13 protein-coding genes are annotated in these 12,863 nt (G+C 60.6%); 7 read left to right on the top strand and 6 right to left on the bottom strand.

Going from position 1 to position 12,863, the window contains the following annotated elements:
• A partial coding sequence (locus tag CF70_RS38360) for a hypothetical protein (RefSeq protein ID WP_235185246.1) occupies nucleotides 1-315 on the bottom strand: 315 nt, incomplete at its 3' end.
• Between the two features lie 166 nt (nucleotides 316-481).
• On the opposite strand from CF70_RS38360, the gene CF70_RS28840 reads away from it, so the two are divergent.
• The gene (locus CF70_RS28840) at nucleotides 482-757 is read left to right on the top strand and encodes a hypothetical protein (protein WP_035873472.1); all 276 of its coding nucleotides are present in this window, start codon (nucleotides 482-484) and stop codon (nucleotides 755-757) included.
• A 354-nt stretch (nucleotides 758-1,111) separates the two neighbouring features.
• Nucleotides 1,112-1,450, top strand: coding sequence for a hypothetical protein (locus tag CF70_RS28830; RefSeq protein WP_035873460.1), 339 nt, complete (start codon nucleotides 1,112-1,114; stop codon nucleotides 1,448-1,450).
• Between the two features lie 405 nt (nucleotides 1,451-1,855).
• Here the strand turns inward: CF70_RS28830 and panP are convergent, their stop codons facing one another.
• A complete protein-coding gene (gene panP, locus CF70_RS28825) occupies nucleotides 1,856-3,508 on the bottom strand; it encodes a pyridoxal-dependent aspartate 1-decarboxylase PanP (RefSeq protein ID WP_035873457.1) in 1,653 nt (550 codons plus the stop codon).
• 664 nt (nucleotides 3,509-4,172) lie between these two features.
• Nucleotides 4,173-4,799, bottom strand: a complete 627-nt coding sequence (locus CF70_RS28820) for a GNAT family N-acetyltransferase (RefSeq protein WP_081862404.1) — start codon at nucleotides 4,797-4,799, stop codon at nucleotides 4,173-4,175.
• Nucleotides 4,800-6,153: 1,354 nt separating this feature from the next.
• On the opposite strand from CF70_RS28820, the gene CF70_RS28815 reads away from it, so the two are divergent.
• The 4 genes from CF70_RS28815 to CF70_RS39095 all read left to right on the top strand — a co-directional run bounded on the left by CF70_RS28815 (nucleotide 6,154) and on the right by CF70_RS39095 (nucleotide 10,117).
• On the top strand, nucleotides 6,154-7,134 hold the full coding sequence (locus tag CF70_RS28815; protein ID WP_035873447.1) for a quinone oxidoreductase family protein: 981 nt from the start codon (nucleotides 6,154-6,156) through the stop codon (nucleotides 7,132-7,134).
• Between the two features lie 78 nt (nucleotides 7,135-7,212).
• Nucleotides 7,213-8,280, top strand: coding sequence for a 3-keto-5-aminohexanoate cleavage protein (locus tag CF70_RS28810; RefSeq protein WP_035873442.1), 1,068 nt, complete (start codon nucleotides 7,213-7,215; stop codon nucleotides 8,278-8,280).
• A 165-nt stretch (nucleotides 8,281-8,445) separates the two neighbouring features.
• The gene (locus CF70_RS28805; protein WP_035873436.1) at nucleotides 8,446-9,438 is read left to right on the top strand and encodes a Bug family tripartite tricarboxylate transporter substrate binding protein; all 993 of its coding nucleotides are present in this window, start codon (nucleotides 8,446-8,448) and stop codon (nucleotides 9,436-9,438) included.
• Nucleotides 9,439-9,802: 364 nt separating this feature from the next.
• Complete coding sequence (locus CF70_RS39095; protein WP_414629484.1) at nucleotides 9,803-10,117, top strand: alcohol dehydrogenase catalytic domain-containing protein; 315 nt, start codon at nucleotides 9,803-9,805, stop codon at nucleotides 10,115-10,117.
• A 442-nt stretch (nucleotides 10,118-10,559) separates the two neighbouring features.
• On the opposite strand, the gene CF70_RS39090 is transcribed toward CF70_RS39095, so the two are convergent.
• Complete coding sequence (locus CF70_RS39090; protein WP_160172306.1) at nucleotides 10,560-10,805, bottom strand: zinc ribbon domain-containing protein; 246 nt, start codon at nucleotides 10,803-10,805, stop codon at nucleotides 10,560-10,562.
• 222 nt (nucleotides 10,806-11,027) lie between these two features.
• Between CF70_RS39090 and CF70_RS28800 the strand changes: the two genes are divergently transcribed.
• Nucleotides 11,028-11,288 carry a hypothetical protein gene (locus CF70_RS28800; protein WP_152561945.1) on the top strand — a complete coding sequence of 87 codons (261 nt, stop codon included), beginning with the start codon at nucleotides 11,028-11,030 and terminating at the stop codon, nucleotides 11,286-11,288.
• A gap of 120 nt (nucleotides 11,289-11,408) precedes the next feature.
• Here CF70_RS28800 and CF70_RS28795 read toward each other — a convergent pair whose 3' ends face one another.
• Nucleotides 11,409-11,939 carry a carboxymuconolactone decarboxylase family protein gene (locus CF70_RS28795; protein WP_035873427.1) on the bottom strand — a complete coding sequence of 177 codons (531 nt, stop codon included), beginning with the start codon at nucleotides 11,937-11,939 and terminating at the stop codon, nucleotides 11,409-11,411.
• A gap of 67 nt (nucleotides 11,940-12,006) precedes the next feature.
• On the bottom strand, nucleotides 12,007-12,863 hold an 857-nt coding region (locus CF70_RS28790; RefSeq protein ID WP_081862402.1), incomplete at its 5' end, for an AraC family transcriptional regulator.

The raw sequence follows: 12,863 nt of genomic DNA, 5'->3' as shown, positions 1-12,863 counted from the left end.
ATGCCCGATGGCGTCATGCCCGATGGCGTCAATTCTGGCGGACACTTTGGCCGGGTGCAGATTTCGGGTCCGGATCAGAGTGTCGGAGTTCGATTTACGCCGGACTGGACTCAGCCACCCAAGACGGCCGAGGAAGCGGAAGCATGGCTTTTCGCATATGCAGCCGGTGTCATTGACTGTGAGTTGGCGGGCGGCCTTGGGATGGATCTCAGAAATGAGTAGAGTCTCATGAATCGCTTTACCGAATATCGCGCGTTCGCGAGCGGCGTTGACTTGGTCAGCGCCGCTGAGGACATATTCGATGTCTTGTTCCAAATCGTAGGTCCGTGAAGCCATCTGGCGCGGCGGCAGTTGGCAAGTGAATCAAGGTCGATGGCGGGCATTCGCCCGTCGCTGGGGGCATCTCGTCGCGGAGGTCGCGGGCAGGGCCGCGGTGAACGTCATCTTTGGGGTTCCAGAGTAAGAGTTGCCGGGAGATATCATGGGTCAGAAGGTCTTCGAAGAACTACCGCTGCACGAGCAAAAGGACTTCGAGTCGGCATGCAAGAAGCATGGCCGGATCCGCGAAGAATTCACGGTCGCCTTTGATGAGGGCGGCCCTCACGAGGAAGGCGTAAGCCACAGTACTCGTCGGGTGGCCGTGGCTGCAAATCTTACTGGCGCCCGTCAGGCCTACACGGTCGGACACGGCACGTCCTGGACAGTCGAGTTCGAGCGAGACCTCGCGCGAGGGCTCTTCTGGGAAACCTACGATTAGATTCACGCTGCCTCCGGGTGCTGAGCTACCGATAGGGCCACAGGCTGCACCCGAACCGGTGGTCGACAGCATCAACGTATCGCCAGCCTCTGCTAGCCAAGCGGGTTTGCCGGTAGCGCTTTTGCAGCTTCGCGATGGCCTGCATTCGCCGACGGCAGTGCGACAAAGCTCCGCGCCACCTCCGGATCGCGACATGTTAGCCGGTCATCCCATTCCAGCCACGGCATCATCACAAATCATCCGTTTCCGTGCCCAGGGCATGGGATCGACTTATCGGTGGGCGCACGTTCTCCACTACCCTTAAGGGAGACCATTCAGTATTGACGGGCTGCAACGCACTCTGATCATCCTCCTATGAGATCCCGATCGGTATCACCCAGATGGAGTCGTTTCTATATCCTGGATGCGAAGAACCGGCCTGTCCAGGTGTTGGACCAGGCCGAGTGGTCGCGTTGGATGGCTGAAAACGAACTGATCTTCCGCCGCACGCTGATGGAAGACTGCGGAGTCATGGTCACTACTCGCTTCCGCGGGGTGTCCGAGCGAGCACCGAGGGACACACCGCTGTTCGTGACTCGCGTTGTTGGGAAGATGGCGGAAGAAAACGAGAGCTATGGAGCCCGCACGCTTGATGAGGCGCTGGAGCAACATGAACAACTCGTGCAGAAACTCATTCGCGCATTGCTGGAATGAGCCGGGATTTGAGCCCGCGCGAAGGTGTTCGGAATTCATTGCCGCTTACCTCAAGGCATTATTGCAGCCCATGGCAAAACGGCGCGACTGAGCGGTACGCCGTTGGAAAACTCCCAATCTCGTTGGAAGTTGCGCATCATGAAACGGGATGTTTTCCGTAAGCTCTTGATAAGTAAAGAATCGTTGTGGTGGCTGATGGGACTCGAACCCTGACGACAGGAATCACAATCCTGATCTCTCGTTGGATAGACGCGCTTTGCTAATGCCCCACAGATGCCGGAGGTCGCGGCAATGCGCAATCCGCCGAAGAGCCCACCGAATCTACGAGTCAGTCAATGACGGTACTCGGCGGACCGTTACCGGCGACACACGGTCGACGAATGACGCCCGCCAGCTGCAAATGCCTCACGCGGCGTCCGGCGCCCCCACCAGCGCCATCAGCGGCGCCATGCATGGGCTGACCGCCGCCAGCGCGCGCTGTTCGTCGAGGATGTCCCGCAGGATGGCATGCGTCGTATCCGGGTTGGCCAGTACCACGCGGAAAACGGCAATCGGGCGGCCGCCCCACTGTGTCGACATCAACTGCGTGCGCGATACGAACGAGCGGCCGGCATCGCGCTGCATTTCCTGAATGCTGATGGTCAGCGCATCCAGCGCGTCCAGGATCTTCTCGCGCCTGTCGGCCGAAGCCGTTGCCAGCGCGGCACGCACGGTCTCGGGTACATGGCGATAGGTCAGGATGCAAAGCTGCGGGTGGCTGTCGAGTTCGAAATCCGGCTGCTGCGCAATCAGGGATGCAAAGTAGCGGGCGTTATCGATGCTACGATCGATCAACTGCGCCAACCCCTTGCGACCGAGCAGATGAAGGTTCGCATAGAGCATGACTGCCGCCGCGCCGCGCGATCCTTCAAGCGTATGGCGCCCCAGGTCCACCGAGCCCTTGCGCACGATGTAGTTCGCATGCTGGATGATTTCCTGCGTCCACGCCGGGCTCCGGAATAGCACCATGCCGGCACCCATCGGCACGTAGAACTGTTTGTGCGCATCGATGACGACGGAATCAGCACGCTCGATGCCCGCGAAGCGCCAGCGCTCGCGCTCAGACAGCAATGTTGCGCCGCCCCATGCGGCATCCACGTGGAAATGGCAGCCGGTCTCCTGAGCAACATCCGCAATCGCGTCGAGCGGATCGACCGCGCCCGTCTCCGTCGTTCCCGCTATGCCGACGATCGCCATCGGCCGGATGTTGCGCTGCTGCAGGTCACGCATGGTGTCGCGCAGCAGGTCGATGCGCATGCGACCGTCTGCATCGACCCCGACCGGCACGAGATTGTCTCGCCCGATGCCAAGGACATCGGCTGCCTTTCGCAACGAGTAGTGCCCGCGCTCCGAGACGACGATTGCAAGCCCGTCATGGCCGTAATGGCGTAGCGCAGCCACCAGTCCGGCGCGATGGATGCCGGCGAAGCCATCACGCGCGCCCAGCAGGTTGTTGCGGCTCGCCCATAGCGCGGTGAGGTTGGCGACCGTGCCGCCAGAACAGATCGCGCCGAGCGCGTGGTCGGCATCGTGCAGCCATCTCGCATAGAACGCGCTGTCCTGGGCAAACACCAGCTTGTGCAGCATGCCGATGACCTGGCGCTCGAGGCCTGTCAGCGCGCCCGACGTCTCGAGCTTCACGACGTTCTGGTTCAGCGCTGCCACCACCTTGGCGAGCGAGGGCATGAACGACGGCAGCGACGACGTCATGTGTCCGACGAAAGTGGGCGATGCCACGGGCATCACGTGCCGAAACACGTCGTTGAGCAGATGATCGGCATGCGCTTGCGGCGATGTCGGCGTCTCGGGCAGCTCAACCGACGCGAACACCGCCTCGCGTGTGGCGCACGCGCCAACCGGATCAAAACGCTCGCCCGCAAAGAATTCCGCCGGATGCTCGGCGATCAATCGCTCGAGCGATTCGAATGCACCGCGATCCGCGTCGAACCAGCGCAAGGGGCAGTCGTCGCTCCCGTCCGTGCTTTGTGAGGTCTCTTCGCGAGAGATGTCTGGCTTCATTTGCATCACTTAGTTTAATCCCGTAGCGCCATGGTGCGCCGCGCATTATGCCGGATCGGACGGATGCGGATTGGCCGAGGGCCCCGATCGGCGCGTTTGGCGACGTCGCGGCTGCCCGTTGATGACCATCAATCGCCTTCTCTATCGGGCGCCGGAAGGGGGGATCCATTGATGGATGCAGGGCGCGCCTCGCTGTCACTCCGATTGCTCCAGCAGCCGGGGCAGTACCGCTAGCTGCGCCGAGCGCGCGCTCGAGCAGTTGACGTCGTGCGCATAAAAGTCACGTTCCTTATTACTTCTGGAAATATGTGTCATTTCGAGGCTTTCTCCCGACGCACCCCCGTGTCGGGTGTCTGAAAGTTCTGGTTCCCCAGAAGTAAAGTCCCCACACCCTGGGGAAGAGCGGGGTTCGGGAGAGCGGAACCGGGTTGGGGGAGAGTGTCCCCGACCGGGGGCGACACCCACCAGCTTTGCCTTCCTGCAGTGAGCATTCGGAGGAGACCAAGATGGACTTCGTTCGCTCAAGGGAGTCGCCAAAAAACCGGGTGGGCAAATCCGGCAGGAAGTGCGAGCATTGCGTACTGAGACTATCGGAGAGCCTCCATGCGTCGATCACGGCGCTCCCCGGCCCGACGCGGGTCGGAAGTGACCGTAAGACGGGACGTCAGCCGGAGATCAGGTCGTATTTCATGCAGACATCGGACGGATTGGCCTGCCATTGATATGCCTGCGACGCTTGTACCTCTGCCGGTAGCGCGCGGCGCGGCATCAACGTAAACCCGTGACGACTAAAGTAAGTCGCAAAGCGCATCGCTAACATCACCGCTTGTCGACAGCCTCCTGCCCGGGCGCGCATGAGCGCAGCTTGCACCAGAGACGAAGCGATACCTCGGTCGCGGTAATCGGCAAGCACGGCAACGGGCCCGATGATTGCGGTGTCACCATGGCGTTCCACGCCAGCACAACCGACGATCAAGGATTCGGTGACGGCGATATGGAATGTAGTTGCAAATAGATTGAGGGCCGAAGCATCAAGCCCGCATTGTTCGAGGATGCTGATAATCTGTGGCGCCTGGCCGGTGACGGCAGCGCGAATGGAAATGCCTCTCATTTTGACCCCTCTCGCTTCGGCGTTTAGCCGGATGTTTTTTTGCGCGACTTCATCAAGGCGTGCTGTCGCCTTTTTAATTGTTATGCCGTGTAAAGATCCCCACAGGGCCGGGTGGCCTTTGGAGTCAACCACGGTTCGGCAGTCGGACTGCCGTTGGCGAGTATGAATATGAGTCTCCATTCCGACTATCCCCCAATCGTGTTATGCGCGGCAAAAACGCCATCACGGCGCAATCACGACGGCCGAACGCCCAGCAACTTGCGCCATTTGTGTTGTCCAGCATCTTGGCGACGATTCAATACCCTGCGACATTAATCTGATGGCGGCACCATACCAAGTCATCCGATGCTGAGACAGACCGCATGGCGGAAATCCGTAACCAGATTGCTAGATACCTGGTTGCCCGATACAGGATTGGCGCGAACCGAGCCCAATAGTTGGCACAGCGCCTCGTCGTGGGTCGCGATGCTATTGATAGAGCTTCACCGTTTCGTCATCGCCCGGATGCCGGCCAGCTCGGCGAACCGAACGCGCGTGGTGAATGCTGGTGCGCAGCCCACGGATGATGTTGAAGAACAAGGTTCGTGCGGGCCATGAACACCATGTGTAAGAGCAAGCATATCGCTACGACTCTTTGATTTCTAAGCGAAATTCCTCAAAAAGTACGCTTTTCGACAGTTGCTGAGAGGCAACGGCAGCGGCGAGAACGCCCAACATTCTTGAGACTACGCCGAAACGGCCAAAAATCGCCTAATGTAAGGCGAGGAAAAATCCTCCGGGGCTTTCGATGAAAAAGGAGCCCGACAAGCGCGAACTGGCAGCGGCGCAAATCTTTCGCCCCCTTGGCCAGGCGCCACTCACCCGCAAGCAGGCAGCTCTTGCAGGACAGCTCGAACATGACTGACGATCGACTTTGAGCCGAGGTAGAGACTAGCGGAGTCGCTTGTCCTCTGACAGGGCGCGCAATGGATCACGCGGCCAGGATGCTTGCAGGTGCAACCATTTTCAGCACCAGGGCCGGGCATCAGAATGCCTACACCGGACATCGGCATCGATGCTCAAGTAACCAAACCGAGGATCGATTTCCGGACAAAACCGTCCCAGTCGGCCGATCGCCGGTAGCAGCAGGGGCGCTCTTCGTCGGGCGTCGGCGGCAGCACATACGTGTGCCGGTAACGGGCGAGTCCGGCAACCGCTCAGCGGTCGCGGGCAGCAGCTGCCAGACAAATGGCCGGCTTCCGTGAGCCACCGGACTTACCTCATCCCTCGCTTCTCGGCCTGGGGCGAATTCTCCCCTCCCAAAGTCAATCCACGGTATGTGGCGCCAGTTCGCGACTACACCCTTGCGCGTTGCCGACGCCAACGTGAGAGGGCACCGCAGATTCTTGTCACAAAAGGGAAAGCGTAAGACGCATACGGGAAAGCGCAAAGCCATGCCCGGCCTGATGATTCGCCACACAGGTTGTCCCTCTTGGCGAGCCAATCGGCAAGCCGCAGGTGCACTTTCATATCCGATACACGAACAGGAGACGTCATGGCGAAAGTCGTTAGGATTCACGAAACGGGCGGGCCCGAGGTCCTTCGTTTCGAGAACGCCACCGTTGGCGAGCCGGGGCCGGGAGAGGTCCGCGTCCGTCACGTGGCCGTAGGACTGAATTTTGCCGACACCTACTTCCGCAGCGGCACTTATCAGGTTCCGCTTCCCAGCGGCATCGGCAACGAAGCCGCCGGCGTGATCGAAGCCGTCGGGGCCGGCGTCACCCATCTGGCGGTCGGCGACAGCGTGACCTATACGGGCTTCACCAATACGTTGGGCGCGTACAGCACGGAGCGGCTGATCTCTGCCGCGCCGCTGATCAAGCTGCCGGAGGCAATCAGTTGCGAAGTCGCCGCGGCGATGACCATGCGGGGCTTGTCAGCCTCCTACCTGTTGCGCCGGATCTACCCGTTCAAGGCGGGCGACACCATTCTGCTGCATGCCGCGGCGGGTGGTGTCGGTCTGATCATTTCGCAATGGGCCAAGCTGCTCGGGCTGACCGTGATCGGAACGGTGTCTACCGATGCCAAGGCCGAAGTGGCGCGCGCCCATGGCTGCGATTACACGATCAACTACAGCCATGAGGACGTAGCCAAGCGCGTGCGGGAACTGACGGATGGCGTGGGCGTGTCCGTGGTGTTCGACAGCGTGGGCAAGGACACCTTCATGGCCTCGCTCGACTCGCTCAAGCGTCGTGGCCTGCTGGTGTGCGTGGGGTTCGCCTCCGGCCCGGTCACCGGGTTCGATCCGGCAATCCTGGCACGCAAAGGCTCGGCATACCTGACGCGTCCGGGCCTTGCCGACTATATCGCCGATCCTGCCGAAAAGGCGGAACTGGTCGATGAACTGTTCGGCCATGTGGCGGCAGGCCGCATCCGCATCGAGATCAATCAGCGCTATGGGCTGGAGGATGCCGTGCAGGCACACCGCGACCTCGAGTCTCGAAAGACCACGGGCTCGTCCATCTTTGTGATTTGACGGTTCTCCCCCCCGGGAAACGCTCTCATATGGTTCGACATTCTCAATATTCACTATTCATCCTGGAGACCCATCACCATGAACTTCCTTGACGGCCACCTGTATCCCGAGAACCAGCAGCCGCTGATCATTACTGCCGCTCCGTATGCGCCGGGCTGGATTCCCGCGGACTTCCCGGAGGATATCCCTGTCACCATGGAGGAACAGATCCAGAAGGCGGTGGATTGCTATGAGGCCGGTGCCCGGGTCCTGCATCTGCATGTCCGTGAAGCCGATGGCAAGGGGAGCAAGCGTCTGTCCATGTTCAACGAACTGATCGCCGGGGTGCGCGCCGCCGTGCCCGACATGGTGATTCAGGTGGGAGGCTCCATCAGCTTCGCGCCCGAAGAGGGCCAGGCCGCCAAATGGCTGAGCGACGACACGCGGCACATGCTGGCCGAACTCGATCCGAAGCCCGATCAGGTCACGGTAACCGTCAACACGACGCAGATGAACGTGACGGAGCATGCCGGCCTGGATGATTTCAAGGGCGTGTCGCGCGGATTCCCGCATCTGTACGACACATACAAGGACATGATCGTGCCCTCGAATCCGAGTTGGGCCGAGGAACACATCCGACGCCTCACGGCCGCCGGCATCCAGAGCGAGTTCCAGGTCTACAACATCAACAGCTTCGAAACCATCGAGCGCATGATTCGCCGTGGCGTCTACAAGGGCCCTCTGGTGATGAACTGGGTGGCGATCAGCGGTGGCATGGACCAGGCCAATATCTACAACCTGGCCAATATGCTGCGTGCGGTACCCGATGGTGCCGTGGTCACGGTGGAAAGCTCGGTACTCAATGTGCTGCCCATCAATATGATTGGCATGGCCCTGGGCCTGCATGTGCGATGCGGCATCGAGGATGTGCTCTGGAACCAGACCCGTACGGGCAAGATGAGTTCGGTCGAGCAGATCAAGCAACTGGTGCGCATTGCGCGCGAATTCGGTCGCCCCATCGCGACGGCGCAGCAGACGCGAGAGATCCTGAAGCTTGGCGTGTTCTATGACACCGTGGAAGAAACGCTCCAGGCCAATGGCTTCGCGCCCAATCGTAATGGTGGCCACCAGGGATTCCTGCGCAAGCAAGAAAATCTGCCGGCCTGAGGTCTGGCAACGGTTCACGCAGCCTTTTTGCACCGCGCTTCGCGTCAGGTACCGCATCGGGCTGCGTGGCCTTTGTAGTTAGTAGCGTTGCCTCGCTGCCAGAGCGATGCACCTGGAACGGACGCAGGTAGAGCGATCGCCAACAAAATTATATGGAGGGTGACAATGACATTTCAAATGCAAAAGCTGCTTGCGGCCGCGCTGGGCACGGCAGCGCTTGCGGCGTTGTGCGCTTCCGCGCCGGTGCGGGCGGAGGATGCCTGGCCCGCGCGCCCGATTCAGATGGTCGTAGCGTCATCCGCAGGATCAGGCACCGATTCTCTGGCACGCCTGCTGGCGCAACGCCTGTCGGTTTCCTTGAAGCAACCGGTCGTCGTTGACAACCGGCCGGGTGGCAGCGGAGTCGTCGGGACAAGCGTCGTTGTCAGGGCACCGTCCGACGGGTACACGCTGCTTTACACCACGGCATCGAACATGGTCATCGCCCCGGCCGTGCTGAAGACCATCCCCTACGATCCGAAGAAGAGCCTTGTGCCGATCGCGGAGACTGCGGAGGGCGGGGTGGTGCTGCTGGTGAGCAACGATCTGCCGGTTCGCAACCTGCCGGAGCTGATCCAGTTCGTGAAGGCGAATCCGGACAAGTATGGCTACGCCACCTGGTCCACGGGATCTTCCGGGCAGCTGACGATGGAATGGCTCAAGAAGCAGACCGGCATGAAGACCGATCACGTTCCATATCGGACTTCGAATCAGCTGTTGACCGACCTCGCTTCAGGTGTCGTGAAAATCGGCTGGACCGATCCGGGCGCGCCCATTCCCTTCCTGCGCTCCGGCAAGGTCCGCGCCATTGCCATTGCAGGCAATGTGCGCGCACCGCAGTTGCCCGATGTCAAGACCATGAGTGAACAGGGCTACAAGTTCGATGCGGTGGGCTGGTTCGGCGTCTTCGCACCGGCGGGCACCAACCCGGCGATCCTGAAGAGGCTGGCTGATGAAATCAACAAGGTCCAGAAGTCTCCTGATCTGGCTGCCACGATGAAAACCATGAACTTCGAGCCGCCACCTGCGAAGACCCCGGAGCAGTTCCGCGAGATGGTCAGCCGCGATCTGCAGCTATGGTCGAAGATCGCAACCGATGCAGGGATCCAGATCGACTAGCGAACTATGCTGCGCAACACGTTGATGACGGCTTGCTGGTAGCGACGTGAACGAGACCAGACGCGATTTGACAGTGGATCTGATAGTGATCGGGCTGCGGAGCGGGAGCAACCGACCCTGTCAGGACATCTTGAAGCGGTCCTGTCATCCGAAATGCTTTCCATGCAGGCCTGCAGCAAATTAAAGCTCCGGGAACGGTCGACGCGCAATCGCCCCGCAAGGGCGAGAGGCCGCGCTCGTCTTCGAATTTGCGCGGCTGTTCTGTGCAAAGGGGAAAATCGAATTCTCGATTGGTCCCCTGGCATCACTTTGGCCTCGTGGCAGCCGAGCTTGACAAGGCTGGGGACTACAACAATGAACAGCCATGCTGAAGGCGATCTGGTACGAGAGACGAGGGCGGGCCGAAGAGGCATTGGCATTCGGCCATTTGCCTCCCAGCTGCAACCGACCCCCGGGCGAAGTCCGCGTGCGACTCCATGCGTCGGCAGTTAACCCGGCAGATGCAAACCGGCGAGCGGGACGCATGCATGGTGCCCTGGAGTTCCCCCGAATCATTCGGAATAGCGATGGAGCGGGTCTGATCGACAGGCACGGGTCTGGTGTCGATCCGAAGATCCTCGGGTCGCGAGTGTGGCTGCATTTCGGACAGCGAGGGCGTCGTCTTGGTACTGTGGCGTAATACATCTGCGTTCAGCACGAGTTGACGTCACCATTACCGGAGCATCTGGGATCTGCTGCTGACGCGGCAACGCAAACGGCAAAGCCGATGAACGTGACCCGAAAGGGTGGCTTCTTTAACAACCAAACAACCGATAAGTGTGGGCACTTGATAACGGTTGCGAAAGACTTCGGTCTTTTGGCTCAAAAGTTATCAGTGCTCACACAGCAAAACGTGACTGGATTTTCGGATCTGGTCAGTCAGTTTTCTGAGAGTGACCGCTCGAAAGAGCGAGCAGTTGGTCACACGTTTCCTGACCGGGGAGCGAATGGTCGCCTTTCGGAGAGAGATTCGTCGCCGGCTGATCGCTGGCGAGGGTCGAGAACGGCGGGGTAGCACGCCGTGCCAAGCAATGTTGGACAATCCTTACTTTAGTAAGGTGGTGGCACCACTATTGTGGGGCTCACCGTCCGACCGTATCCCGCGCCCGAGCGACGTGGTTGCGTGCTGCGTTGCCGTCCGCGTGTGCTGTGTGACCACAGCACAAACACTTGAAGGCATTCCCGTTACGATTTTTCTTGTCCACGTAGCCACAGCGGTGGCACGTCTGACTGGTGTAAGCCAGATTTACGTCCGAGACAGTGAACCCATACTGCTCTGAATACGCCTCCAGCGCATTCTTGAACTGACGCCGTCCAAAGTTTTGCACGAGCCGATTTCTGCGTCGCGCCAATATGGCGCGCGATCACAAGGTTGCCGTCATCGAGAAGGCAAAGGAGCCTGGCAAGTTTGACTGGTGGGTGAAGCTGTCCACGCTGTCAGCTGGCAAGCCCATCCACCTGCCGGTGCAGACCAACACCTGGTTCGAGAACCGCCAGGGCGAGTGGAAGAATTTCTGCCAGATCAACCTCTCACACACTAGCGAGTTGACGTGGAGTCCAAATACAAGCCCAGGATGGTGGTGCTCGGGCTCGACGTGGGCATCAAGAATCTGCTTTCTACCTCCGAAGGTGACTTGCTCGGACAGACGTTCATGGCGCGGCTCGTCAAGTTCGATCGGCAGATCTCGACTCGGACTGCGAATCGCCGGCGAATCGGCCTGAAGGCCCGCAGCGCCCGCTATGATCGGCTGGTCGAGCGCATGCGGGTACGCTGCGGGTGGCCATCCTGCGCCACCGCCCCAAAATGGTAGCGGTTGAGCGGCTTGACTTCCGTTCGCCTGAACTATCGCGCCGGATGAGTACCTCTACCGGGCCGTGGACAAGGCCGGCAAGACCACTTATTTCCTGCCGCGCCCGCGCCGGCAAGCAACTCAGCCGGCTTCAGGTTCAAGTTCGCAATCCAGCGAGTTGACGATGCGCGCTACCGCACAATAGAACGCGCCGGTCGCGAGCAGCTCCATCAGGTGCTTCTCTCCGAAGCGCTCCAGCAAGGCGTTCACGGTTGCTGCGCTCGCGCCGCTGGCATGCGTCAGGTCGTCCGCGAGCTGTAGCACCAGGGCTTCGTCAGCGTCGAACAACGCGCCATCTCGCCCGTCCGGCAATGCGGCCAGCTGCGCCGGCGTGACGCCTTCGGCCCGCGCCATGTGCACGTGGTGTCCATATTCGTACCTGGATTCGTGCCGCAAGGCGATCTGCACGATCAGCAGCTCGCGCAGCTTGCGCGAGACAGACAGGTCGTTGCGAAGGCCGCGCGAGCAAGGCGCCCAGGCCTTGGCGAGCGCGGGGGACCAGGCCATCATCCGCCAGACGTTCAGCACAGTGCCTTGCTGCTTCATCTTCTCGAAGACGTCCTTCAGTTCCGGGTCCACGGTGTCCGTATCGACCATCCTCATGCGTGCCATGCTCTTGCCTCCTTCAGTTTGCAGTTTCCCGCGACAAGCGAAATTATGACGATTAGCCGGTTGGCAGCTATTGATCAGCGGTCACATGGACTTGTTCTTTTGTCTCACGCTGGCGCGCGCGCCGCGATTGGATGAAGCTGGTGCCAAAGCTGGCCTGGAACCAGTGCGCAAAGGCGCTGGCTGAGGAGAAACCGAGCATCGAGGCCGCGTCATCCAGCGAATGGTCGCTGTCGTCGCGCAGCGTCAGCGCCCGCTCGCGGCGGACGGAATTCAGCACCGACTTGAACTGCTCACCCTCCAGGCTCAGTTGCCGGTGCAGGGTCTGCCGACTGACACCCAGGTGCTGCGCAACCTTGTCGACCGTGCAACGGCCGCTGCCCAATAAGGCCGCGATCAGGTGGCGTACGGTTTCCCTGCACCCCTGCTTGCGTTGGCTGAGCGAGGAGTCCATGAAGCGGCGCGCGAAACTAGCGAGCCCGGTCTGCGTCGAGGTCAGTGTACGGGTCATGTCGCTTGCTGCGCAGACGATTCCGTTGAAGGCGCCGTTGAACTCGAGGCGCTTGCCGAGGAAGGAACGGTGAAAGCTCAGATCCCGTGGCGGCCTATGGGTGAAGCAAACCAGACGAGGCTCCCATTTGGGGCCCAGAAGGTCGCGCAGCACCTGGAACATCACGCCGACCGTCAGCTCCATCGCCTGGCGCGTCGGGACCGACTTGCCCAATATCAATTCCTCGCGGATGACGACAACGTCGTCCTCTTCATCGACTCGGGCCAGCAGAGCGTCACTGAGCACACGGTTGTAGCCCAGCAGCGTCTTGATCGCTCTCAGCGCCGTGCTCTCCTGCTTGATCACGAGGCTGACGGGGCCGAGTTCCCAGATATGTCGGCGGCTGGCTAGCCTGAGGCCGAACGCCTCCATGTCCG

The sequence above is a fragment of the Cupriavidus sp. SK-3 genome, assembly GCF_000611145.1.
Classification (GTDB): Bacteria; Pseudomonadota; Gammaproteobacteria; order Burkholderiales; family Burkholderiaceae; genus Cupriavidus.
The sequence above is the reverse complement of the archived record's forward strand: the minus strand, read 5'-3'. Positions and strand labels throughout refer to the sequence as shown.

Coding starts and splice junctions, on each gene's coding strand:
- CF70_RS28840 (WP_035873472.1), top strand. CDS start 482: ATGGGTCAGAAGGTCTTCGAAGAACTACCGCTGCACGAGCAAAAGGAC.
- CF70_RS28830 (WP_035873460.1), top strand. CDS start 1,112: ATGAGATCCCGATCGGTATCACCCAGATGGAGTCGTTTCTATATCCTG.
- panP (WP_035873457.1), bottom strand. CDS start 3,508: ATGAAGCCAGACATCTCTCGCGAAGAGACCTCACAAAGCACGGACGGG.
- CF70_RS28820 (WP_081862404.1), bottom strand. CDS start 4,799: ATGGAGACTCATATTCATACTCGCCAACGGCAGTCCGACTGCCGAACC.
- CF70_RS28815 (WP_035873447.1), top strand. CDS start 6,154: ATGGCGAAAGTCGTTAGGATTCACGAAACGGGCGGGCCCGAGGTCCTT.
- CF70_RS28810 (WP_035873442.1), top strand. CDS start 7,213: ATGAACTTCCTTGACGGCCACCTGTATCCCGAGAACCAGCAGCCGCTG.
- CF70_RS28805 (WP_035873436.1), top strand. CDS start 8,446: ATGACATTTCAAATGCAAAAGCTGCTTGCGGCCGCGCTGGGCACGGCA.
- CF70_RS39095 (WP_414629484.1), top strand. CDS start 9,803: ATGCTGAAGGCGATCTGGTACGAGAGACGAGGGCGGGCCGAAGAGGCA.
- CF70_RS28795 (WP_035873427.1), bottom strand. CDS start 11,939: ATGGCACGCATGAGGATGGTCGATACGGACACCGTGGACCCGGAACTG.